The following is a 22191-nucleotide window of genomic DNA, read 5'->3' on the forward strand; positions in this document are numbered from 1 at the left end:
TCACCGCACCTTCTCCCCGTGGATTCAGCGGGCGTTCTTCGACCGTGCGCAGAAACCGCACAAGCGGTTTGTTAGAGTCCGGATCGTCCGCTCGGTGGACGGAGTCGCTTGCCGGTGGGCGGCCCCGCAGGAGCGGAGCCGCACGCCATCCGTTGATCTTGATGAAGACCTCGCCCATGTGCCGTGCGTCGCCCGGGCCGGGCATGTCGCCGGCGCAGCCCGTTCGCATACGCCTGTCCGAACGTGGCGCGCACCGCTGCCGGTGGCAGCGCGCTCAGCTCCAGGATGCCATTAAAACCGCGCAAGCGGTTTGTTAAACTCTAGGGTAGTGGGCTCGCTGCATCGTGGGGAGCGGCCTGGTGTGACTGTGAGCGGTGGTGTCGGGGGTGCCAGCGAGTTCAGCTCCCAGGTCGGCTTCGTCGCAGCTTCCCTGGCCGCCTGCCCTTCCGCAGGTGTGGCAACCCCTTGCAGTGACGGAGTAGTTGATGGCCAAACAGGAACGCGCGGTGCGTACGCGCGACGCCCTGATCCGGTCCGCGGCCGAGATCTTCGACCGGGAGGGATTCGCGGTGGCGTCCCTTACCTCGATCAGTTCGCTGGCCGGGGTGAGCAACGGAGCGCTGCACCACCACTTCATCAGCAAGGTCGCGCTGACCGACGCCGTTGAGGAAGCGGCGCTGGCCCGGCTGCTGGCTGTCACCGATGCAGTGCTCCCGCTCGGGGCGAGCCGCATGCAGCTCCTGATCGACGTCACGCACCGGCTCGCCGGCGCGCTGCGCGGGGACGTGGTGCTGCGGGCCGGGTTCGAGCTGAGTGGCGAGGTTTCCCGCCCGCCGCGTACCGATCTGCGTGAGTGGTGGCGGCGATGGGTCGTGGAGACGCTCGAACAGGCCGATTTCGAGGGCGAGTTGCATCCGGAGGTGACGGCCTCGGATGTGGTGAGCGCCGTGGTGGCCGCGACCGTGGGGTTCGAGGTGCTCGGGGTCCGGCAGGCGGAGTGGCTGTCGGACCTCACTGTCACCCGGTTCTGGCGGCTGCTGTTGCCGACGGTCGTGCCGACGGCCCTTCTCGCGGACCTTGAGGCCGAGGGGACCCGCCCGCTGTAGCGGCTCTGCGCCCCGGTCTTTCGTGCATGCGAATGGAGGGCCGGGGCATCTGAGTGCTCCAAGGCTGAACAGTCTGTTTTGATCCACTTGGGTCCGCTCTGGAGCGCAGACGGGCGCGTTCTTGAAGGTGGCATCTCCTGCGAGTGGTGGATTCCCGCAGGTCGGAGCGGTGATTGAGGCTCCACCGAATGAGCTGGTCAATAAAAACAGCATGGTCGGTTTCATATTGACAAACCGCCCGTCCTGTTTTTTACTGGGTCAGGCTCATCCACGGACAGGGGAGTACGCGTGGACATCGAAGTACTGGGCACACTGGCGGTGCGGGAGCACGGAGTTTCCGTTACGCCGACGGCCCCCAAGCCGCGACAGGTGCTGGCGCTCCTGGCGCTCCATGCCGACCAGGTCGTCCCGGTATCGGCGCTGATCGAGGAGTTGTGGGCGGGCGCACCGCCGCGCAGCGCCCGGACCACCCTGCAGACCTACGTACTGCAGCTGCGGGCCCTCATCGCGACCGCACTGGAACAGGGTGCGACCGACGGAGAGCAGGACTTCGGGAGACGGCGGTCCGCCAAGGACGTGCTCGTGACGCTGCCCGGCGGCTACCTGCTCAACAGCGGCGGCGGCACCAGCGACATCCGCGAGTTCGACCGGCTCGCCGGCATGGGATACCGGGCGATGGACGCGGGCGACTTCCCGGGCGCCGCCCGGCTGCTGCGCGAGGCGCTGTCCCTGTGGTCCGGACCGGCCTTCGCGGACGTGCAAGGCGGCATCCAGCTGGACATGGAGACCCAGCGGCTGGAGGAGACCCGGCTGTGCGCACTCGACCAGCGCATCGAGGCCGACCTTCGGATCGGGCGGCACCGCGAGCTGCTCGCCGAACTCACCGTGCTGGCCAGCCGCTACCGCACCCACGAGACCCTGCACGGCCAGTTCATGTTGGCCCTGCACCGCTCCGGCCGCCGCAGCGAGGCGCTCGACGTCTACCAGCGGCTGCGCGCCACCCTCGTGCGCGAACTCGGGCTGGAGCCCTCGGCCGCCCTGCGGCGGTTGCAGCGCTCGATCCTGATGGCGAGCCCCGAGGTTCCGGCTGCGGCGGAGACGAACAGCGAGCGACTCGTACGCGTGGGCTGAGATGTACGTACGCGACAGGAGGAAAGCGGCCGCGATCGGCTCGCCGGTCCGGACGCGCGCCCGGACCACGGGCCGAGGAGGCAGCGGGATGCAAGAGAGGTCGGAGCGGACCCGCAGGAAGCTTGTGCAGGCGGGGGCCGAGATGTTCCGCCGCAACGGCTATGCGAACGCGACGCTCGCAGAGATCGCCGCGTTCGCCGGAGTGACCAAGGGGGCGCTGTACTTCCACTTCGCCTCCAAAGAAGAACTGGCGGAGGCGGTCCAGCTGCGCGGCTGCGAGCTGCTGTACGGGGCGGTGCGCGAACTGCGCGCCTGCGGAGGCTCTCCGCTCCAGCACCTGGTCGACACGACGCACTGGCTCGCGCTCAACCTGCGCGAGGAGCCGGCGATCCCGGCCAGCTTCCGCATCACCAAGGAGTGCGCAGGGCTTCCCGCCCTCGCCACCGACTTCCACCGGATCTGGCTCGCAGAGGTCTGCGGGCTGCTGCGTGAGGCCCGGGACGCGGGCGAACTCCGCGCCGAGTGCCGCTGGGAGAGCATCGAATCGCTGGTCGCCGCGGCGGCCAGCGGCATCGAGACGCTGGCCGCCACGGGCATGCCGTACACCGAGCTGCAGCGCCGGGTCTCGGGCCTGTGGTCGCTGCTGCTGCCGAGCCTGGTGCCCGAAGGCGCGGAGAAGAACCTCCGGGCCGGCCTGCCGGGGAACGACCCCGCGCCCGGTCTCCCGGGCGGCGCCCTGGACGATCCCGCGGACGGCCGGTCCCGGCCGGTGTTCTCGGGCAGCACCGCGTGACCGTGTGCCACCGACGGCTTGGAGGAGCCTGCGATGACGAATGAACACCCTGCGGACGTACTGACGGACCTCATCGGGGTGCTCGGCGACGTCCTGCGGGTCAAGCCGGAGAAGATCGACCCCGAGCAGACCTTCCAGTCCATGGGTCTCGACTCCCTACTGGTCGTGGAGTTCGTCGCCGTCGTCAACGCCCGGTACGGGCTGCGGGTGCTGGCGACCGACCTGTACGACTTTCCGACGCCGGCGTCCTTCGCCCGGGAGGTCGCGCGGGCGGCGGGCAGCGCGGCCGCCGCGCCCGCCTCCGCACCGGCGCAGGTCGCCGCCGCTGCCGTCCCGGCGGCGACCGCGGGTTTCGCGCCGCAGGTGTCTGCCCCCGCCGGGCAGGTGCCGGCGGCCGCCAGGGCGACCGGGATCGCAGAGGTGCTGCGGGAGCAGCTCGCCGGGATCCTGCGCTGCAACCCCTGGGACATCAACAGCACCGCGGCGTTCGGCGTGCTGGGCGTGGACTCCATCGTGGGAGCGGAGTTCATCGCGGTCGTCAACCGCACCTTCGGTCTCCGGGAGCGGTCGGTGCTGCTCTACGAGCACCCCAACCTCGCCGCCATGGCCGCATACATCGCGGCGCGCACGGGGGCGACCGGGCAGGACTTCGCCCCTGCCCCGGTGGCCGCCCCCATCCCCGCCGCCCCCGCCACCGCAACCCCCGCCGCCGCCCCTGCCGTTCGGCAGCTCCCGGGCGGCGATCTCGACGTCCTGCTGGACGCGATCCGCGACGACCGGCTCACCGTGGACGAGGCACTCGTGCTGCTCGCCCGACGCGGCTGAAGCTGTTTTCCACCCTGAGAAGGAGCGCGTCCAGATGGACGAGAAGGAAGTCCTGACCCGGTTCAAGAACGGCCATCTGGACCGGGCCCAGGTGGCCGCGCTGCTGAACGGCTCCGCCGGTGCCGTCGGCATCGACACCGGTGCGGCACCCGTCGTCTTCCGGCTGCCCGACCTCGCCCCGGATCGGGACGTCGACGAGCCGTCCCCTGCCACAGCGCCTGCGGCTTCCGACCGCGGCACGGATTCCGCACCCGCCACTGCCCTCGCGCCCGTCGGGCCGGGCGCCGGGACGAGGGCCGAGCCGATCGCGGTCGTCGGGATGGCCGGTCGCTACCCGGGCGCGCCCGATCTCGCCTCGTTCTGGCGGCAGCTGCGCGGCGGGCACGACAGTTCCTCCGCGCCGCCGTCCGGCCGGCCCGGCGACGAGCGGGGCCACTACCTGGAGCGTGTGCAGGACTTCGACCCCGAGTTCTTCGGGATCGATGTGCGCGAGGCAGCCCTGATCGACCCTGAGGAGCGGCTGTTCCTGGAGACCGCGTGGGAGGCCCTCGAAGACGCCGGCTGCACCGGCGGCCGTCTGGACGCCCTGGTGGCCGGCGACGGGACGCCGCGCAGCGTCGGGGTGTTCACCGGCGCCGGGACCGGCGACTACATGCTGCTCGCGGCCCGGATGTGGCAGAGCGGGCGGCCCTCGCCGATGCCCCGGGGCGGCCAATGGAGCCTGCCCAACCGGCTCTCGGCCCTGCTCGGCCTCACCGGGCCGAGCCAGTCGGTCGACACCGCGCAGTCCTCCGTGCTCGTCGCGCTCCACCTCGCCGTCGCCGCCCTGCACCGCGGCGAATGCGCCGCCGCGCTCGTCGGCGGGGTCCGGCTGCGGCTGCACCCCGCCGGCCGGCGCCCCGGTGCGGGGGAGGGCGTCGGCGCGCTGCTGCTCAAGCCCCTGGAACGGGCCCTGGCCGATGGGGACAGCGTCCACTGCATCGTCCGCGGCAGCGCGGTCGGCCACACCGCACCCGACCCCATGGCGGCCGGGCCCGGCCGCAGGTCCCGGGCCGCCGCCAGCCGTACGGAGGCTGCCGCGCGAGCCGCCGGGTCCCTGGGCGAGGCAACCCCCGCGCCCGGTGCGCAGCCCGCCGGACCGGACCGGCCCGACCCGGCGGACGCCCCGGCGCCGCGCGTGCTGCGCGAGGCGCTGCGCGCGGCCGGTGTGGAGGCGTCGACCGCCGCCGTCCGCGAGGACGCCGGGTCCGTCCGCGCGCTCGTCGGGGACGCGGGCGCCGCGACCGGGGCCGCCGCCCTGACCCGGGCCGTGCTCCAGCTGCGAAACCGGGTCCTGGCGCCCGGGCCCGGGCGGGCCGAGGCGCAGCCCTGGGAGAGCGCGGAGACCGGGACGGGCGGGACGGGCGAGCCCCGCCGGATCTGCGTCGGCGTGCGCGGCTCCGGCGGAGCGGACGCGCAGGTGGTCCTGGAGGAGTACGTGCCCGACACCACGGCGCAGGCCCCGGACCGGGCCCCCGGTGCCGGCGAGCTGTTCGTGCTGTCCGCCCCCACCCCCGCCCATCTGGCCGCCACCGCCCGGCGGTTCGCCGATCTGCTGCGTGGGCCCGGTCCGGTGCCCCCGGTCGACGGGCTCGCCCGCGCACTGCGGACCGGCCGCGCTGCCATGGACTGCCGTTTCGCGGCCGTCGTCGGTGACACCGGCGAACTGGTCCGCGTCCTCGAGCAGTTCGCACGGGACGGGGCTCCCTGCGCCGATCTGCGGGCCGGCGGCGCCGACCCGCTGGGCCTGGGCGGCGTACCGGAGACGGACGGGTACCTCGCAGCGCTCTGGCAGGCCGGGCACCTGCACCAGCTGCGCGGCCTGTGGCTGTCCGGACTGGACGTCGACTGGACCGCGCTGGAGCCTGCCCGCGGGGCAGCCGCCGTGGCCGTGCCGCTGCCCGCATCCGCATTGCTGCGCATTCCGCTGTGGCTGGGCGACGAAGAGGGTTCGGCATGACCGCGCTGCCTCTCGACCCGGCGGGACCGGGGGAGCACGAGCCGGCCCCGGTCAAACTGTGGTTCTGCCCCAACGAGGACCTCGCGCCCGGGATCGCCGCGATCCTGGCCTCGTACTGGCTGGACGAGAACGAGCAGGAGGTCGCCGGCCGCTTCCTCTTCGAACGCGACCGCCGCCAGTACCTGGTCGCCCACGCGCTGGTACGCCGGGTGCTGGCGCTGGAGACCGGCATCCCCGAGGCCGAGGCGATCATCTGGCGCTCCTCGCGCGGGCGGCCGTTCCTCCAGACGCCCGCCGGCGGCCTGCCGCGGGGCGCCGACACGCTGGACTTCAACCTCTCGCACGCCAACGCGTACAACCTGCTGGGCGTCTCCTGGGGCTCGCGCATCGGAGTCGACGTCGAGCGGCTCGACCGCGGTGAGCGGGGCCTGGAGAACATCATCGCCACGTTCGCCCCCGAGGAGCAGCACTGGATCGCCAGCGCCGGCCCCGGGCGGCCGCGCGACCGGCGCGTCCTGCGCCTGTGGACGCTGAAGGAGGCGTACTCCAAGGCCCGCGGGCTGGGACTCGGTCTGCCCTTCGACTCCTTCGTGTTCACCCTGGCCGAGGACCGGGGCGTCCTCTCCTTCCGGTCGCCCGCCGACGACTCGGCGGCGCGCTGGCGGTTCCTGGAGGTCGAGCCGGTACCGGAGGTGCTGGCGGCGGTTGCGGTCGAGGTCGACGACGGGCGGCCGCCGGCGGTCCATCTGCACCACGGATTCCCGTGGGGGCGCGCCGCGCCGCGCCGCCTGGTCCTGCCGGAGCCCGCCGGAGTCTGACGGCCTCGCCACCGGGCCGCCGCAGGCCGGCCTTTCGAGTCCGGCATGAACCCGATAACACGGGGTCGCCGAAAACCCTTCCGGGCGTCCCGGTCGGACGATTTCCGGAAAGGGAAGATTGGAAAACCGCTCGACAATCGATCGAGAGTGCGGAGGGAATGGGCCGTGGTCTGGATATCGTGCACGGCCTGGGTCAGGAATTCGGCGGGAATCCGGCCGGAATGACGGCCCGAACCCGGAGAATTCAGGTCCTGCATCGTCCAGGGGGCCCGGCCGCGGGCCCGCCGTGAACAGAAAGAGGTCCCCCGTGCACGCCACGACCGCCATGGGGCCGGCCGGCGCCGTCGTCACCGAGGTCGCCGAGGGAGTCCACGCGTACGTCCAGCCCGAAGGGGGCTGGTGCCTGAACAACGCGGGCATCCTCACCGACGGCGGCCACAGCGCGCTCGTCGACACCGCCGCCACCGAGAGCCGGGCCCGCCGGCTGCGCCGTACCGCACTCGGCCTGGCGCCGCGGCCGCCGCGCGCCGTCGTCAACACGCACTTCCACGGCGACCACACCTACGGCAACTTCGTCTTCCCCGAGGCCCTGACCATCGGCCACGAGCGGACCCGCACCATGGTCCGGGCGGCGGGGCTGCACATGGCGGGGCTGTGGCCGGACGTCTGCTGGGGCGACATCGAGATCACCCCGCCCGAACTGACGTTCCGCGACCGCACGACGCTCCACGTGGGCGCCATCCGGGCCGAGCTCGTCCACATCGGCCCGGCGGCGCACACCACCGACGACACGATCGTCTGGCTGCCCGACCAGGGTGTGCTGTTCACCGGCGACCTCGTGATGAACGGGGTCACGCCGTTCTGCGTCATGGGGTCCGTGGCGGGCTCCCTGCGCGCGCTGGACCGGCTGCGCGCCCTGGGCGCCACCACGGTCGTCCCCGGCCACGGGCCGGTCGGCGGCCCGGAGCTCCTCGACGCCAACGAGGCCTATCTGCGCTGGATCCAGCATCTGGCCAAGGAGGGCGCCGAGGCAGGTGCGACCCCGCTCGAACTGGCCCGTGCCACCGACCTCGGCCCGCACGCCGACCTGCTGGACACCGAGCGCCTGCTGCCCAACCTCCACCGCGGATACGCCGAGGAGCAAGGCCTGCCCGAGGGATCGCCACTGGATGTCGGAGCCCTCTTCCGGGAGATGACCGCATACCACGGCCGCCCCTCGCAATGCCACGCCTGAGCCGAGCACCGAAGACCCCCTGCCGCGGACAGCCGGCAGGGGGTCTTCACGTCTTCCCGTACGGGACCGCGAGGTTCAGACGAGCTGTCCGCCCGGCACCGCAAGGGCGTCCGGGGCCAGCAGGTTGAAACGCCGGATCAGTTCCTCCTGCTCCCGGGTGAGCGACTCGATCCGGTCGCCGAGACGGACGATCTCACGTCCGAGTTCGAGCAGGGCGGCATCAGGGGCAGGCGGGGCGGCCGGGACTCCCGGGCCGAGCGGCGCGGGCCGGCGGAGGGCGAGGGACGGGGCGTGGCGCAGGATCGCCTCCATCCGCTCGCGCAGGGCCGGGCCGGGTTCGACGCCGAGCTCGTCCACCAGCCGCCGGCGGGCCCGCTCGTACACGCCCAGCGCCTCCGTCTGCCGGCCGCACCGGTACAAGGCCAGCATCTGGAGGTCGTAGAGCCGCTCGCGCATGGGGTGGCTGGCCGTCAGCCGCTCCAGTTCCCGGGTGACCTCGGCATGCCGCCCGCTGCGCAGGTTCGCGTCGTGCAGCGTCTCCAGCGTGGTCAGCCGCAGCTCCTCCAGCCGGTCCGCCTCCACTGTGCAAATGGGCCCCTGAGCGCTGCCGTCGAGCGCCGGGCCGCGCCACAGCGCGAGGGCCCCGCGCAACAGTTCGGCCGCGTGCACGGGGTCGGATCCGAGCGCCGACCGGCCCTCGGCGGAGAGCCGGTGGAAGAGCTGGGCGTCGGTGGTGGCCCGGCCCGGCCGCAGCAGGTAGCCCATTGAACGGGTGGCGATCCACTCGTGGCCGCCCGCGTCCGGGGTGCCGTCCTGCAGCAGCCGGCGCAGCCGGGCCACATGGGCCTGCAGCGCGTTGGCCGCGCTCACGGGCGGCCGGTCGCCCCACAGCTCGTGGATGAGCCGCTCCGCGGACAGCACGTGGCCCGCCCGGACCACTAGGGCGCCGAGCAGCGCCCGCTGCTTGGCGCCGGAGGGCACGATGTGCGCCCCCGTACGCCGGTCGAACACCTCCACCGGGCCCAGGATGCGGATGTTCACCCCTGTGTCACCGCCCGTGCTTCGGCCGAGGTGTGCGTCGTGTGCGCCGAAATCCATGGGGCCTCCTCCCGCGATCCGGCGAGAACCGGGGAAAGAAACGAAGACCGGCGGGCGGAAGACAATGTGCCGGTTCTAATCCCCCGAATGGAATCTACCACCTTGTTTTCAACCCGCAACCGTGTGGAACGGAGAACTGCTCGACCTCTGCTCAAGAATTCGGGGACACCGCAGCGGGCCCCGCTACCGTGCCGGAGTCGAAGGTTGAAAATCGATGGGAACTCGACGAAATGCGGAGGAGACCGTGAAGATTCAGGTTCTGGGTCCGTTGAGTGCCGAGGTCAACGGGGGCTCGATTGTTCCGACGGCCGGCAAGCCGCGTCAGATCCTGGCGCTGCTCGCGCTCTACCCGGGGCGGGTGATGCCAGTCCAGACCCTCATGGAGGAGATCTGGGGCACCGAGCTCCCGCAGAGCGCACTGACGACGCTGCAGACGTACATCCTGCAGCTGCGCAGGAGACTGGGCACGGCGATGGGCCCGGGGGTCCCCGGCAGTGCCAAGGACGTGCTCGCGACCCGGCACGCCGGCTATCTGTTGCAGATTCCGCCGGGTGCGGTCGACGTCCACGAGTACGAGACGCTCGTGGCGGGCGGACAGCACGCATACGAAGAGGGGGACGACGAGCGTGCGGCCGACATGCTGCGCAAGGCGCTCGGACTGTGGAGCGGCCCGGCGCTGGTCGACGTACGGGTGGGACCGATCCTGGAGATCGAGGTCATGCGGCTGGAGGAGAGCCGGCTCGTGACGGTCGAGCGGCGCATCGACGCCGACCTGCGCCTGGGGCGGCACGTAGAGGTCATCGCCGAACTGACCGAACTGATCGCCCGGCACCCGCAGCACGAGGGCCTGCACTCGCAGGCCATGGTCGCGCTGTACCGGTCCGGCCGCCAGGCCACGGCCCTGGACGTCTACCGCAGGCTGCGCAACCGCCTGATAGACGAGCTCGGAGTGGAGCCCTCCCCGCAGCTGCAGCGCCTGCACCAGGCGATGCTGACGGTGGATCCGGCGCTGGACGTGGTGGCGGGCCCGCGCCGCGGATCGACGTTCGACCTGTACGCGGCCTAGGGCCTGCCCGCCGGGGCGGGGGGAGCCGACGCGGGCGGGCACCGCCGCCGGCTCCCCGCCCGGCCGCGGCCGCACCGCATCGCATCGCGTCCTGGATCCGTACACCGATTCGAGCCGGTCTCAAGCGGGGTCGGTGAAGGTCGAGGCCTGGGCGGTGCGATTCGCGGGAGGTGGCAATGGGCGACAGACAGGCCGTGCGGCTGCACTGCTTCGCACATGCAGGGGCCGGAGTGTCCTCGTTCTACCGGTGGGACAAGGTCGCCGGGAGCGGGGTCGCAACCGTGCCCTGGCTGCTTCCCGGACGCGACGAGCGGCGCCGTGAGATCCGGCTGACCGGCCGCGACGAGCTCCTGGCCGACCTCAAGCCCCTCTTCGAGCAGATCGCGGAAGAGCCCGGCACTCCCTACATCCTCTATGGGCACAGCCTCGGCGCGACGGTCGCCCTCACGGTCACCCGGGCCGCGCAGGAGTACGGACTGCCGATGCCCGCACTGCTGGCCGTCGGGGGCAGCCCGTCGCCGGACGCCCCGGCCGTCCTCGCGGACTGCGCCGAACTGCCGGACGCGGAACTGCTGCAACTCCTGGACCGGTTCGACGCGCTGCCGCCCGGCGTACAGCCCGGGGACGTGTGGTTCCGGTCGGTCTTCCCCGTGCTCCGCGCCGACCTCCGGCTCGCCCGCAACCTGCGGGCCGCCGCCACCGAGCGGGCCGTGCACCTCCCTGTGCCCGCACCGCTGCTCGCGATCACCGGCCGCGAGGACCCCCTCGTCGGCGCCGAGGCCACCGGGGGCTGGAACCGCTGGACCACCGGACGGTTCATCCGGCGGACCGTGCCCGGCGGCCACTTCTTCGTCCGGGGCGGCGAACTGCCCCGGATGCTCGGCCGGGCCGCCCGCATCGTGCTCCGCGGCCACCGCGACCAGACAGGACAGGAGGAAGGGCGATGAGACGAGTCGTCATCACGGGCATCGGGGTCGTGGCCCCGGGCCGCCCGGGCACCAAGGAATTCTGGTCCCTGCTGACCGACGGCCGCACGGCCACCCGCGCCATCACCCTCTTCGACGCCTCCGGCTTCCGCTCCCGGATCGCCGCCGAGGCGGACTTCGACCCGCAGGAGTCCGGGCTCGGCGCCGAGCAGTCCGGACGGCTGGACCGCGCCGCACAGTTCGCCGTCGTCAGCGCCCGCGAAGCGCTCTCGGACAGCGGCCTGGCCGGCTCGTACGACCCGACGCGCACCGGGGTCACCCTCGGCAGCGCGCTGGGCTGCACCACCGGCCTCGACGCCGAGTACGGGGTCGTCAGCGAGCAGGGCACGCGTACACTCGTCGACCACACCAAGGCCGTGCCCCACCTGTACGACTACTTCGTCCCCAGCTCGATGGCGGCCGAGGTGGCCCGTACCGTCGGCGCCCAGGGGCCCGTGGCGCTCGTGTCCACCGGCTGCACCTCCGGACTCGACGCGATCGGGCACGCCGTCGACCTGGTCCGCGAGGGCAGCGCCGACGTCATGGTCACCGGCGCGGCCGAGGCGCCCATCACGCCGATCACCGTCGCCTGCTTCGACGCCATCCGCGCCACCTCCACCCGCAATGACGAGCCGGAGACCGCCTCCCGGCCCTTCGACCGCACCCGCAACGGGTTCGTCCTGGGGGAGGGCTCGGCCGTCCTCGTCATCGAGGAGTACGAGCACGCCCGCAGCCGCGGCGCGCACGTCTACGCCGAGATCTCCGGCTTCGCCTCGCGCAGCAACGCGTACCACATGACCGGACTGAGGCCCGACGGAGTCGAGATGGCCGCCGCCGTCACGGCCGCGCTCGACGAGGCGCAGCTGCTGCCCGGGCACATCGACTACATCAACGCGCACGGCTCCGGCACGAAGCAGAACGACAAGCACGAGACCGAGGCGTTCAAGCGGAGCCTGGGACAGCGGGCGTACGAGGTCCCCGTCAGCTCCATCAAGTCGATGATCGGGCACTCGCTCGGGGCGATCGGAGCCCTCGAAGTGGCCGCCTGCGCCCTCGCCATCGAGCACGACACCGTCCCGCCGACGGCGAACCTGCACGAGCCCGACCCGGCCTGCGACCTCGACTACACCCCGCTGACCGCCCGCCGGCAGCGCACCGACGCGGTCCTGACCGTCGGCAGCGGCTTCGGCGGGTTCCAGAGCGCAATGGTCCTGAACGACCCGAACCTGAAGGCGGACCGATGAACACCGCTGTCGCCGTCGCGGACGTCCCTGCCGCGGCCTCCCGGACCGCGGCCCCCGTCGTCACCGGCATCGGTGTCGCCGCCCCCAACGGGCTCGGCACCGAGACCTGGTGGTCCGCCGTTCTGCGCGGGGAATCGGGCATCCGGCCGGTCAGCCGGTTCGACGCGAGCGGCTACCCGGCGAAGCTGGCCGGGGAGGTCCCCGGATTCGTGGACGCCGACCACGTCTCCAGTCGGCTGCTGCCGCAGACCGACCGCGTCACCCGGCTCTCGCTCGCCGCGGCGAAGGAGGCGCTCGACGACGCCGGGGCCGATCCCGCACAGCTGCCCGACTACGCCGCGGGCGTGGTCACCGGCAACTCCTTCGGCGGCTTCGACTTCGGTCAGCAGGAGCTCCAGGCGCTGTGGAGCAAGGGCGGGCAGCACGTCTCCGCGTACCAGTCCTTCGCCTGGTTCTACGCCGTCAACAGCGGCCAGATCTCCATCCGGCACGGCCTGCGCGGAGCCTCCGGAGTGATCGTCTCCGAGCAGGCCGGCGGCCTCGACGCGATGGCCCACGCCCGCCGCCAGATCCGCAAGGGCGCCGGGCTCGTCGTCACCGGCGGCATCGACTCCGCGCTGTGCTCCTGGGGCTGGGCCGCCTACCTGGCCGGCGGAGGGCTCACCGAGCGGGAGGACCCGGCCCGCGCCTATCTGCCCTTCGCCCAGGATGCGAGCGGCCACGTCGCGGGCGAGGGCGGCGCGCTCCTCGTCCTGGAAGGCGCCGAGGCGGCACGCCGGCGCGGCGCCCGCGTCTACGGCAGCATCGCCGGGCACGCCGCCACCTTCGACGCCGACGGGACCTCCCGGCTCGGCACGGCCGCACAGCTCGCGCTCGCCGACGCGGGCGTGCACCCCGACGAGGTCGACGTCGTCTTCGCCGACGCGGCGGGGGAGCGCAGCGCCGACCGCGCCGAAGCGGAGGCGATCACCGCACTGTTCGGCCCGCGCGGGGTGCCCGTCACCGCGCCCAAGTCGATGACCGGGCGGCTCGCCGCCGGAGGTGCGGCCCTCGACGTGGCCGCCGCCCTGCTCGCCCTGCGCGACCAGGTGATCCCGCCGACCACCGGGACCGAGCTCCCGGCCGACGACTGCCCGCTGGACCTGGTCACCGGAACGGCCAGCCCCGCGCTGGGGCTGCCGCTGCGGACCGCGCTCGTACTGGCCCGCGGCCACGGCGGCTTCAACTCCGCCGTCGTCGTCCGCGCCCCCGGCGTCTGACCGCCCCGTACCACTCGCATTCCCACTTCACCCACCCCACACGCCGACGCGGAACAGAGGGAGACCATGGACCGGCTGGAACTCGACGACCTGAAGCGCATCCTGCGCGAGTGCGCAGGCGAGGACGAAGGAGTCGACCTCGACGGCGACGTCATGGACCTGAACTGGTTCGAGCTGGGCTACGACTCGCTCGCCGTCCTGCAGACCACCGGGTACATCGAGCGCGAGTACGAGGTCCTCCTCGACGAGGAGGCCCTCGACGACGCCGACACCCCCCGCCGCTACCTCGCCATGGTCAACGAGGTGCTGGCAGCCCGGGCCGCTGTCTGATCCGGTGGGACAAGAGCTCGACACCGACGGCTGTGTCATCGGCGCCGGCCCCGCCGGGCTCGCACTGACGCTCATGCTGCTGCGTTCCGGCATCCGCGTGGCACTCGTCGAGCGTTCCACCGGGTTTCGCCAGGAGTTCCACGGCGAGCTCCTGCAGCCCGGAGGCCAGCGCATCCTGGACGAGCTCGGCGTCCTCACCGGAGCCGCGGCCCGCGGAGCGGCAAGCCTGCGCGGTTTCCAGGTCCTGGAGCGCGAGCGGGTGCTGCTCGACATCGACTACGGACGCCTGCCCGCCCCGTACGACCGCCTGCTCGCCCTCCCTCAGCCGCACGTGCTGCGCGAACTCCTGGCCGCATGCCGCAGGCTGCCCGGGTTCACCTCCCTCGAAGGGCACCGGATCGCCGCGGTCCTCGAAAGCGGCCCGGCAGCCCCGGCGAGGGAGCCGTGCTGCACGGCCCCGACCGGTGCCGGTCACCGTGCGGGCCGCGGTGGCCGTCGGCGCCGACACACGGCTCTCCAAGACCCCCGCCCTCGCGGGAATCGACCCCGGGCGCTGCACGTCCTTCGCCCACGACGTGGTGTGGTTCGAGCTGCGCGCACCGCGCCGGGCCACCGGGCGGGTACGGGTGCACCGCGGGCCCGCCAGTGCCGTCCTGGTCCACGACACCCACCCCGACCGGGTCAGGGTGGTCTGGACCCTGCCGCGGGGCAGGGTTTGCGCCGCCGGGCGCGAGATCGCGGGCATCCGGCGCGAACTGGCCCGGATCCTGCCGCAGTACGCCGACCTGCTGCCCGCCCAGCTCGCCTCCATGGCCGATCTGACCGTGCTCGACGCGTCCCCCTCGCACCCCCGGGAGTGGGTACGCGACGGACTCGTGCTCCTCGGCGACAGCGCGCACACCCACGGGCCGATCGGCGCCCAGGGCATCGACCTGGCCCTGCAGGACGCCGCCGCACTGCCCCCGTACTCGTCGCTGCGCTGCACGCGCAGGAGCCCACCGCCCGGCGGCTCGCCGCCTATCAGGAGCGGCGGGCCCCGGCGGCGTCGGCCGTGCACCGGATGCAGATGGTGCAGGCCCGGGCGATGTTCGGCGGGGGCCCGCCGGCCGCCGCGCTGCTGCGGGCCCGGGCCGCGGGGATCGTGGCCCGCACCCCGATCGGCGCGAAGATCGCCCGAAGGGTCGCGCACGGCCACGACCCGGCCGGGGTCCGCACTGATCTGTTCACCGTGGTGCCCGCCCACCGGGGCCGGGGAGCCCAGGGCGTCCGTCCCACCACGAGCGGCCGTCGGGCGGGGCCGTGGCCCGGCAAGACCGTCAGGCCAGGTCGTCGCGCGTCACCAGGCGGTGGGCGACCTGCCAGCCGCCGGACGAGTGGACCAGGACATCCTCCATCACGCAGACCCGGTGCACCTTCGACTCGCCGCCGCGCGGGGTCAGGTACACCAGGGCGTAGCTGCGGGTGTGCAGCGAGCCGTCCGGCTGAGGCTGCACGTCGAGCATGCCGAGCCAGTGCCGCAGCTGCTCACCGCCGGCTGTCTGCAGTTCCGCGTTGCGCCGGACGTTCGAGGCGAGCCCCGCGCGGCCGACGACCGGCGACGGCAGCGTCGGCACGTCGAAGACGGCGTCCTCGGTGAACGTCCGCGCCCACGGCTCGGCCTCGAAGGAGTCGAAGAGCTGCATCTGACGGGAGTAGAACTGCTGGACCTCCGCGTACAGCAGGCCGAACTCCCGCCCCTGGGGCGGGCGGGGGGACGCCTCGGCGGCGATCGTCACGGTCATCGCGGGACTCCGTTCCATCGGTTCCCGACAGCATCCGCAGTGCAGATCGAGTGCTCTTCGAAGACTCCTCAAGCGCCGCTGCCCAGGATGGGCCAACAGGGTCTAGGGGTGGCGCCGCGGCCGCCCCTTCGGGAGCCAGGAGGACAGCACCATGCCGAGATTCGCGTACCCGGAAATCCCGCTGGACGGCCTGCTGCGCCGGGCGGCCGTCCGTGACCCCGAGGGGCGGGCGATCCGGACCGCGACCGCCACCGGCTCCACGACGACGGTGACCTTCGCCGAGCTGGACGGCCGGGCCGACCGCTTCGCCGCGTACCTGGAGCACACCGTCGGCCGGCGCGGCGCGCGGATCGGCGTCGCCAACGTCCTCGACCCCGTCTTCGCCGCCGCCTACTACGGGACCGCGCGCAGCGGGAACACGGTGGTGCTGGTCAACCCGCTCATCAAGGAGGAGGGGCTGGTCCACGTCTTGCGGACGGCCGCCGTCGAGGTGGCGTTCGTGCCGGCCGCCACTGCCGAGGCGCTGGTCAAACTCGGCGACCGGCTGCCGCACCTGCGGTCCGTCGTCGTGACCGACGCGCCCGACGGCGTGGTCCCCGGCGACACCCTGCCGCTGGCCGCGGCCCTGGAATCGGCACCGGAGCGGACGGCCCTGCCCGGGCCCGTCGACCTCGACGCCGACGCGTGCATCCAGTTCACCACCGGCACCACGGGCCGCCCCAAGGGCGTCCGGCTCACCCACCGCAACGTGGTGGCGAACGCCGCCCAGACCGCTGCCGCACACGACCTCGCCGGCGACTCGGTCACCCTCAACCACCTGCCGCTCTACCACGTCATGCACCTCAACTCGGGGGTGTACGCGGGAGCCTGCCAGGTGCTGTGCACCGACCCCGACCCCATCGCCTCCCTCGCCGTCGCGGCGCAGGCACAGGCCACGCACTACTACGGGCTCCCCGCCCGCCTGCACCGGCTGGCCCAGGACGAGCGGCTCACCCTCGACTTCCCGGCCGGGCGCCACCTCACCGCCGTGCTCTCCGGCGGCACCGCCCTGTCCCCGACTGCCGCCCGGACCCTGCGCGCGCGCCTGGGCGTGCCCGTCATCCAGGGCTACGGGCTGGCCGAACTCTCCCCGCTGTCCCACTGCCAGGACCCGCACCGCCCCAGGAGCGGCTCGGTGGGACCCGCCGTACCGGGCACCCAATGCCGCATCGTCGCCCTGGACACGAGCACGCCGCTCGACGTCTACGCCACCGGCGAGGTCCAGGTCCGCGGGCCGCAGGTGATGGCCGGCTACCTCGACGACTCCTCGCCCTCGCCCATCGACGCGGACGGCTGGTTCTCCACCGGCGACGTCGGCTACTGCGGCGAGGACGGCGTGCTGTTCCTGGTGGACCGGCTCGACGACGTCTTCAAATACGACAACGAACTCGTCTCGCCCAGCTGCGTCGAAGACGTCGTCGGCGCCGACCCGCGCGTCGCCGAGTGCATCGTGGCCGGCTGGCCCGACCCGGTGCACGGCGCGCTCGTGTGGACTGGCATCGTACTGCGCGACCCCACCGCCCCCGGCCTGCTCGACATCGTCGACTCCATCGTGGAGCGCGCCAACGCCCGGCTGAACGACTTCGAGCAGATCCGCCGCGTGGAGGTGCTCGACGCCGTGCCGCGCAACCACGTCGGCAAGCCCGAGCGGCGCCCGCTGCGCCTCGAACTGCGCCGCCGGGCCGCGGCGGAGGCGGCGGCGGTGTGACCCCGGCCCCTTCCCCCGCACGCCCCGAGCACCCCATCCCCCACGACCAGAGGAGCACAACAGTGGCGACCACCGCCGGTACACCGTCCGAGGCCGGCTCTCCCCGGGTGCTCGTGGTGGGCGCGGGCCCCGTGGGCCTGACCGCCGCCCACGAACTGGCCCGCCGGGGGCTGCGCGTGCGCGTCGTCGACGGCGCCCCGGGCCCCGCCCCGACCAGCCGCGCGGTGGCCGTCCACCCGCGCACCCTGGAGACCTTCGACCAGATGGGCGTTGTGGACGGGGTGCTCGCCCGGGGCCGCAAGAACCGGGCCTTCACCATGTTCGCGCGCGGCCGCCGCCTGGTCCGGCTCGAAGCGGATTACCGCTCGATGCCCACCCGGTACCCGTACACCGTCGTCATCGGGCAGACCGAGACGGAGGAAGTGCTCCGCGAGGCCGTGGCCCGGCTCGGCGTCACCGTCGAGTGGGGCGTGCGGCTGACCTCCCTAGAACAGGACCGGCACACGGTGCGGGCCCGTCTCGAACATGCCGACGGCTCCGCCGAGGAGTACGAGGTGCCCTGGCTGGTCGGCTGCGACGGTGGCCACAGCACGGTGCGCAAGCAGCTCGGGCTTCCGCTGCTCGGCGAGTCCAGCGAGACCTGGGCCCTGGCCGACGCGGCCGTCTCCACCGACCTGCCGCCCGACACCATCTACTGGGCCCACACAGGCAGCCAGGCCATGATGATGGTCCCGTACCGGCGCGACGGGTACTGGCGGCTGCTCGACACCGCCCCCGCAGGCCGGCCGGAGACCGCGCGCGAGGCCGCGGACCGCTTCTCGGAGAAGCTCAGCGCCGGGCTGGGCCGCCCGGTACAGGTCGGCGAACCCGACTGGACCTCCGTCTTCACCTTCCAGCAGCGCATGGTGCCGCGCATGCACGACGGACGCTGCTTCGTGGCGGGCGACGCCGCCCACGTGCACAGCCCCGCCTCCGGGCAGGGCATGAATACCGGCATCCAGGAGGCCTACAACCTCGCCTGGAAGCTCGCCATGACGGCCCGGGGACAGGCGGGCCGGGAACTGCTCGTCACCTACGGGCAGGAGCGCGTCCCCATCGGCAGGAAGCTGCTGGGCTCGGTCCGCAAGGCCACCTTCCTGGTCCAGTTCAAGAACACGCTGGCCGGCTTCGGGCTGCCCGTCGCCTTCACCTTCGTACGCACCATCGGGCCGCTGCGCCGGGCCATCCAGCGCAAGGTGCTCGGCGGCATGTCCGGGCTGCTGCTGGCGTACCCCGAAAGCCCGCTGACCACTGCCGACCCGCTGATGGCCGTGCCCGCGGGCTCGCGCGCCGCCGCCGCGGCCGCCCGGCACCCGGACGACCCCGGCTGCGAGGCGCTGCGCGGCGAACTGCGCGACACCCGCTGGTCCCTGGTGTGGGCGGCGGGCGGACCGGGCGAGGCCGGACGGGTCGCGGCGGCGGCCGCCGCCGCGCACGGCACGTGGCTGTCGGTACGGACCGTGCACGACGGCGCCGGCACCGGCGGGCCCGGGCCGCTGGCCGACCCCGACGGGCTGCTGCGGCGTGCGCTGGGCCTCGGGCCGGGGGGCTGGGTGCTGATCCGGCCCGACGGCTACGTTGCCGCGGGCGGCCCGGAGCTGAACCGGCGGGGGCTTGCGCGGGCCCTGGCACCGCTGGGCGCGGCCGACGCGCTGCCGGACGTGGTCCGGGATGCGGCCCGGACCGTCCGGGCGCACCCGCCGCAGGGGCCGGCCGCCACCGCGGCCGCATCCGCTGGAGCCACCGGCCCCGTGCCGGTTCTCGACCCGTCTTCCACCACATCTCCAGAACTCCGCGACACGGTCGAGACCTCACTGAGGGTTCTGGAGGGGACACGATGACCACACCGTCAACACTGCCGGCGCCGTCGACGGCGCCGGAGAAGCCGGTCGCCCTGGTCACCGGCGGCACGAGCGGCATCGGCCTGGCGGTCGCGCGGGACCTGGGACGGCGCGGACACCGGGTGTTCCTGTGCGCGCGGACCCCGGAAACCGTGAAGCAGACCGTCGAGGACCTGCGCGCCGAGGGCCTGGAGGTTGCAGGCCTCGCCGCCGACGTCCGCTCCCGCGAGGCGGTCGCCGAGCTGGTGGCCGCCGCCGTCGCCGAGTTCGGCCCGATCTCCGTACTGGTCAACAACGCCGGCCGCAGCGGCGGCGGACCGACAGCCGACATCACCGACGAGCTCTGGTACGACGTCATTGACACCAACCTGAACAGCGTGTTCCTGCTGACCCGGGAGGTGCTGGGGCACGGCGGCCTGGCTGGTGCCTCCTACGGCCGGATCATCAACATCGCCTCCACGGCCGGCAAGCAGGGCGTCCTGCTGGGCGCCCCGTACTCGGCGTCCAAACACGCCGTCGTCGGCTTCACCAAGGCCCTCGGCAAGGAGCTCGCCCCGGCGGGCATCACGGTCAACGCGGTGTGCCCCGGCTACGTCGAGACGCCGATGGCGCAGCGCGTGCGGGCCGGCTACGCGGCGGCCTGGAACACGACGACCGAGGACGTGCAGGAGCAGTTCGAGGCGAAGATCCCGCTGGGGCGCTACGCGACCCCGGAGGAGGTGGCGGCCATGGTCGGCTACCTGACCACGGACCTCGCCGCGTCCGTCACCGCGCAGGCGCTGAACGTCTGCGGCGGACTGGGCAACTTCTGATGGCGGCCCAGCGGGTGCACTGCACCGTGCACGAGACCGAGGTAGCCGCCCCCGCGGGCGTGGTCTACGGACTGATCGCGGACGCGGTGCAGTGGCCGCTGTACTTCCCGCCCAACGTGTACGTGGAGCGCCTGGAGTTCGACGGCGTCCAGGAGCGGCTGCGCATGTGGGCGACGGCGAACGGCCGGGTCAAGTCCTGGACCTCGCGCCGCGTGCTCGACGCGTCCGAACGGCGCATCGAGTTCCGGCAGGAGATCCCCGCGGCCCCGCTGTCGGCGATGACCGGCACGTGGATCGTCGAGCCGCTGGGCGCCGAACGCTCCCGGCTGACGCTGCTGCACGACTTCTCGGTCGAGGGCGACCGGGCGCAGGACGTCGAGTGGGTCGAGCGCGCCACCGACACCAACAGCCGTGCGGAACTGGCGAACCTGGCGAAGCTGGGCGAGAGCTGGGGCAAGCTCGACGAACTCGTGATGTCCTTCGAGGACAGCGTCCGGGTGGACGCCCCGCCGGAGCTGGTCTACGCGTTCCTGGAGCGGGCCGATCAGTGGCCGCAGCTGCTGCCGCACGTCTCGCGGCTGGAGCTCACCGAGACCGAGGAGCTGCCCGGCGTCCAGGTCATGGCCATGGACACGCTCACCGCGGACGGGTCCGAGTACACCACCGAATCGGTGCGGGTGTGCTTCCCGGCGGCCGGCCGCATCGTCTACAAGCAGACCCGCACCCCGGCGCTGATGTCGGCACACACCGGCGTGTGGACGGTCACCGGCGGCGCGTACGGCTCTACGGTCACCTCGCAGCACGGCGTCGTCCTCCGCGAGGAGGCCGTCACCCGGGTGCTGGGCCCCACCGCCGATCTCGCCGCGGCCCGCAGGTACGTCCGTGAAGCGCTCGGCCGCAACAGCACCGCGACCATGACGTACGCCAAGCAGCACGCGGAATCGGCGCTTGCGCGCTGAGCCTCCAGTCCGTCTCCAGCGGAACTCGGGTGGGCGCGGACAGACTCTGTACCAATTGTGAGGGAGGGGTGTGACGATGTCTGTCCAGCAAGTCCACCGGACGTCCTATGCCGTGGATGTGAACGCGCCCGCCGGCGTGGTCTACGGTCTGATCGCGGATACGACGCAGTGGCCGCTCTTCGTCCCGCCGAGCGTCCACGTCGAGCGGCTCGACTTCGACGGCTCCCAGGACCGGTTCCACATGTGGGTCACCGCGAACGGGAGCGTGAAGTCCTGGCTGTCGCGCCGCACCCTGGACGCGCTCCGGCTGCGGATCGACTTCCGCCAGGAGGTCCCCGCCGCCCCCGTCGTCGAGATGTGCGGCAGCTGGATCGTGGAGCCGCGGGGCAGCGACCGCTCGCGGCTGACCCTGCTCCACGACTTCGCGGTCGACGGCGACCGGCCCGCGGACGTCGACTGGACCAAGACGGCCACCGACACCAACAGCCGGGCCGAGCTGGCGCAGCTGAAGGAGGCTGCGGAGCGCTGGACCCGGCTCGACGGCCTGCTGCTGTCCTTCGAGGACTCCGTACGCATCGACGGACCGGCCGACCTGATCTACCAGTTCCTCTACGGCGTCGCCGACTGGCCGGAGCGGGTCCCCCACGTCCGCCGCGTCGCGGTCACCGAGGACGAGCCCGGCGTCCAGCTGCTGAGCATGGACACCGTGACCTCCGACGGAGCGGTGCACACCACGGAATCCGTGCGGGTGTGCTTCCCGTACGCGGGCCGCATCGTCTACAAGCAGACCGCGACCCCGGCCCTGATGGCCGCGCACACCGGCGAGTGGTCGCTCATCCCCGACGAGACCGGGGTCACCGCCGTGTCCCAGCACAGCGTGCTGCTGCGGGAGGAGGCCGTCGAGCGGGTCCTGGGCCCCGGCGCCGACCTCGCCCGGGCCAGGACGTACGTACGTGAGGCGCTCGGCCGCAACAGCACCGCCACCCTCAACCTCGCCAAGCGGTACGCGGAGACCGCCAGCCGCACCCTGTAGCCGCGAGGCCCGCCCACGAACGGCGGCGCTCCGGCGGTGTGTCAGCGGCGCGTCAGCGAAACGTGGGCGTCCCGCGCATACTCGACCCCTTTGAAGGTGACGCGGCCCGGT

Annotated in this window: 19 protein-coding genes and 2 pseudogenes; 19 read left to right on the top strand and 2 right to left on the bottom strand. The window is 73.1% G+C overall.

Features of this window, described 5'->3' with window-relative positions; all coding sequences use genetic code 11:
- Positions 1 to 485: 485 nt before the first annotated feature.
- The 7 genes from ACFW2G_RS26030 to ACFW2G_RS26060 all read left to right on the top strand — a co-directional run bounded on the left by ACFW2G_RS26030 (position 486) and on the right by ACFW2G_RS26060 (position 7906).
- A complete protein-coding gene (locus tag ACFW2G_RS26030; RefSeq protein WP_384584466.1) occupies positions 486 to 1106 on the top strand; it encodes a ScbR family autoregulator-binding transcription factor in 621 nt (206 codons plus the stop codon).
- 288 nt (positions 1107 to 1394) lie between these two features.
- Positions 1395 to 2237 carry a BTAD domain-containing putative transcriptional regulator gene (locus ACFW2G_RS26035; protein WP_384584463.1) on the top strand — a complete coding sequence of 281 codons (843 nt, stop codon included), beginning with the start codon at positions 1395 to 1397 and terminating at the stop codon, positions 2235 to 2237.
- Positions 2238 to 2325: 88 nt separating this feature from the next.
- Positions 2326 to 3030: a ScbR family autoregulator-binding transcription factor gene (locus tag ACFW2G_RS26040; RefSeq protein ID WP_384584460.1), complete on the top strand. Its 705-nt coding sequence runs from the start codon at positions 2326 to 2328 to the stop codon at positions 3028 to 3030.
- 33 nt (positions 3031 to 3063) lie between these two features.
- Positions 3064 to 3855 carry a phosphopantetheine-binding protein gene (locus ACFW2G_RS26045; RefSeq protein ID WP_384584457.1) on the top strand — a complete coding sequence of 264 codons (792 nt, stop codon included), beginning with the start codon at positions 3064 to 3066 and terminating at the stop codon, positions 3853 to 3855.
- Between the two features lie 34 nt (positions 3856 to 3889).
- A complete protein-coding gene (locus tag ACFW2G_RS26050; protein ID WP_384584454.1) occupies positions 3890 to 5854 on the top strand; it encodes a beta-ketoacyl synthase N-terminal-like domain-containing protein in 1965 nt (654 codons plus the stop codon).
- Positions 5851 to 6672: a 4'-phosphopantetheinyl transferase family protein gene (locus ACFW2G_RS26055; protein WP_384584451.1), complete on the top strand. Its 822-nt coding sequence runs from the start codon at positions 5851 to 5853 to the stop codon at positions 6670 to 6672. Before ACFW2G_RS26050 ends, ACFW2G_RS26055 begins: the two co-directional genes overlap by 4 nt.
- A gap of 325 nt (positions 6673 to 6997) precedes the next feature.
- Positions 6998 to 7906, top strand: a complete 909-nt coding sequence (locus tag ACFW2G_RS26060) for an MBL fold metallo-hydrolase (RefSeq protein WP_384584498.1) — start codon at positions 6998 to 7000, stop codon at positions 7904 to 7906.
- 75 nt (positions 7907 to 7981) lie between these two features.
- On the opposite strand, the gene ACFW2G_RS26065 is transcribed toward ACFW2G_RS26060, so the two are convergent.
- A complete protein-coding gene (locus ACFW2G_RS26065; protein ID WP_384584448.1) occupies positions 7982 to 9004 on the bottom strand; it encodes a BTAD domain-containing putative transcriptional regulator in 1023 nt (340 codons plus the stop codon).
- Between the two features lie 244 nt (positions 9005 to 9248).
- On the opposite strand from ACFW2G_RS26065, the gene ACFW2G_RS26070 reads away from it, so the two are divergent.
- The 7 genes and pseudogenes from ACFW2G_RS26070 to ACFW2G_RS26100 all read left to right on the top strand — a co-directional run.
- Positions 9249 to 10070, top strand: coding sequence for a BTAD domain-containing putative transcriptional regulator (locus ACFW2G_RS26070; RefSeq protein ID WP_384584446.1), 822 nt, complete (start codon positions 9249 to 9251; stop codon positions 10068 to 10070).
- 176 nt (positions 10071 to 10246) lie between these two features.
- On the top strand, positions 10247 to 11017 hold the full coding sequence (locus tag ACFW2G_RS26075) for a thioesterase II family protein (protein WP_384584443.1): 771 nt from the start codon (positions 10247 to 10249) through the stop codon (positions 11015 to 11017).
- Positions 11014 to 12279, top strand: coding sequence for a beta-ketoacyl-[acyl-carrier-protein] synthase family protein (locus ACFW2G_RS26080; RefSeq protein ID WP_384584441.1), 1266 nt, complete (start codon positions 11014 to 11016; stop codon positions 12277 to 12279). Before ACFW2G_RS26075 ends, ACFW2G_RS26080 begins: the two co-directional genes overlap by 4 nt.
- Complete coding sequence (locus tag ACFW2G_RS26085; protein ID WP_384584438.1) at positions 12276 to 13538, top strand: ketosynthase chain-length factor; 1263 nt, start codon at positions 12276 to 12278, stop codon at positions 13536 to 13538. Before ACFW2G_RS26080 ends, ACFW2G_RS26085 begins: the two co-directional genes overlap by 4 nt.
- A 66-nt stretch (positions 13539 to 13604) precedes the next feature.
- Complete coding sequence (locus ACFW2G_RS26090) at positions 13605 to 13868, top strand: acyl carrier protein (RefSeq protein ID WP_384584435.1); 264 nt, start codon at positions 13605 to 13607, stop codon at positions 13866 to 13868.
- Between the two features lie 73 nt (positions 13869 to 13941).
- Positions 13942 to 14226: pseudogene (locus tag ACFW2G_RS26095) on the top strand (FAD-dependent monooxygenase); the annotation flags it as partial.
- A gap of 130 nt (positions 14227 to 14356) precedes the next feature.
- A pseudogene (locus tag ACFW2G_RS26100) lies at positions 14357 to 14767 on the top strand (FAD-binding monooxygenase); the annotation flags it as partial.
- A gap of 417 nt (positions 14768 to 15184) precedes the next feature.
- Here the strand turns inward: ACFW2G_RS26100 and ACFW2G_RS26105 are convergent.
- Positions 15185 to 15649, bottom strand: a complete 465-nt coding sequence (locus ACFW2G_RS26105) for a nuclear transport factor 2 family protein (RefSeq protein WP_384584432.1) — start codon at positions 15647 to 15649, stop codon at positions 15185 to 15187.
- A gap of 151 nt (positions 15650 to 15800) precedes the next feature.
- Between ACFW2G_RS26105 and ACFW2G_RS26110 the strand changes: the two genes are divergently transcribed.
- The 5 genes from ACFW2G_RS26110 (at position 15801) to ACFW2G_RS26130 (ending at position 22080) form a co-directional block, all read left to right on the top strand.
- A complete protein-coding gene (locus ACFW2G_RS26110) occupies positions 15801 to 17396 on the top strand; it encodes a class I adenylate-forming enzyme family protein (RefSeq protein WP_384584429.1) in 1596 nt (531 codons plus the stop codon).
- Between the two features lie 62 nt (positions 17397 to 17458).
- A complete protein-coding gene (locus tag ACFW2G_RS26115) occupies positions 17459 to 19276 on the top strand; it encodes an FAD-dependent oxidoreductase (protein ID WP_384584426.1) in 1818 nt (605 codons plus the stop codon).
- On the top strand, positions 19273 to 20088 hold the full coding sequence (gene fabG, locus ACFW2G_RS26120; RefSeq protein ID WP_384584423.1) for a 3-oxoacyl-ACP reductase FabG: 816 nt from the start codon (positions 19273 to 19275) through the stop codon (positions 20086 to 20088). Before ACFW2G_RS26115 ends, fabG begins: the two co-directional genes overlap by 4 nt.
- A gap of 26 nt (positions 20089 to 20114) precedes the next feature.
- Entirely contained in the window at positions 20115 to 21047 is a 933-nt protein-coding gene (locus ACFW2G_RS26125) for an aromatase/cyclase (protein ID WP_384584420.1), read from the top strand.
- 76 nt (positions 21048 to 21123) lie between these two features.
- Positions 21124 to 22080, top strand: a complete 957-nt coding sequence (locus ACFW2G_RS26130) for an aromatase/cyclase (protein ID WP_384584417.1) — start codon at positions 21124 to 21126, stop codon at positions 22078 to 22080.
- The last annotated feature ends 111 nt before the right edge of the window (positions 22081 to 22191 follow it).

Origin of the sequence: Streptomyces sp. NPDC058880, from assembly GCF_042742535.1 — a bacterium.
GTDB lineage: Bacteria > Actinomycetota > Actinomycetes > Streptomycetales > Streptomycetaceae > Streptomyces.

Coding starts and splice junctions, on each gene's coding strand:
- ACFW2G_RS26105 (WP_384584432.1), bottom strand. CDS start 15,649: ATGACCGTGACGATCGCCGCCGAGGCGTCCCCCCGCCCGCCCCAGGGG.
- ACFW2G_RS26085 (WP_384584438.1), top strand. CDS start 12,276: ATGAACACCGCTGTCGCCGTCGCGGACGTCCCTGCCGCGGCCTCCCGG.
- fabG (WP_384584423.1), top strand. CDS start 19,273: ATGACCACACCGTCAACACTGCCGGCGCCGTCGACGGCGCCGGAGAAG.
- ACFW2G_RS26045 (WP_384584457.1), top strand. CDS start 3,064: ATGACGAATGAACACCCTGCGGACGTACTGACGGACCTCATCGGGGTG.
- ACFW2G_RS26050 (WP_384584454.1), top strand. CDS start 3,890: ATGGACGAGAAGGAAGTCCTGACCCGGTTCAAGAACGGCCATCTGGAC.
- ACFW2G_RS26090 (WP_384584435.1), top strand. CDS start 13,605: ATGGACCGGCTGGAACTCGACGACCTGAAGCGCATCCTGCGCGAGTGC.
- ACFW2G_RS26075 (WP_384584443.1), top strand. CDS start 10,247: ATGGGCGACAGACAGGCCGTGCGGCTGCACTGCTTCGCACATGCAGGG.
- ACFW2G_RS26130 (WP_384584417.1), top strand. CDS start 21,124: ATGTCTGTCCAGCAAGTCCACCGGACGTCCTATGCCGTGGATGTGAAC.
- ACFW2G_RS26080 (WP_384584441.1), top strand. CDS start 11,014: ATGAGACGAGTCGTCATCACGGGCATCGGGGTCGTGGCCCCGGGCCGC.
- ACFW2G_RS26055 (WP_384584451.1), top strand. CDS start 5,851: ATGACCGCGCTGCCTCTCGACCCGGCGGGACCGGGGGAGCACGAGCCG.
- ACFW2G_RS26110 (WP_384584429.1), top strand. CDS start 15,801: ATGCCGAGATTCGCGTACCCGGAAATCCCGCTGGACGGCCTGCTGCGC.
- ACFW2G_RS26065 (WP_384584448.1), bottom strand. CDS start 9,004: ATGGATTTCGGCGCACACGACGCACACCTCGGCCGAAGCACGGGCGGT.
- ACFW2G_RS26060 (WP_384584498.1), top strand. CDS start 6,998: ATGGGGCCGGCCGGCGCCGTCGTCACCGAGGTCGCCGAGGGAGTCCAC.
- ACFW2G_RS26040 (WP_384584460.1), top strand. CDS start 2,326: ATGCAAGAGAGGTCGGAGCGGACCCGCAGGAAGCTTGTGCAGGCGGGG.
- ACFW2G_RS26030 (WP_384584466.1), top strand. CDS start 486: ATGGCCAAACAGGAACGCGCGGTGCGTACGCGCGACGCCCTGATCCGG.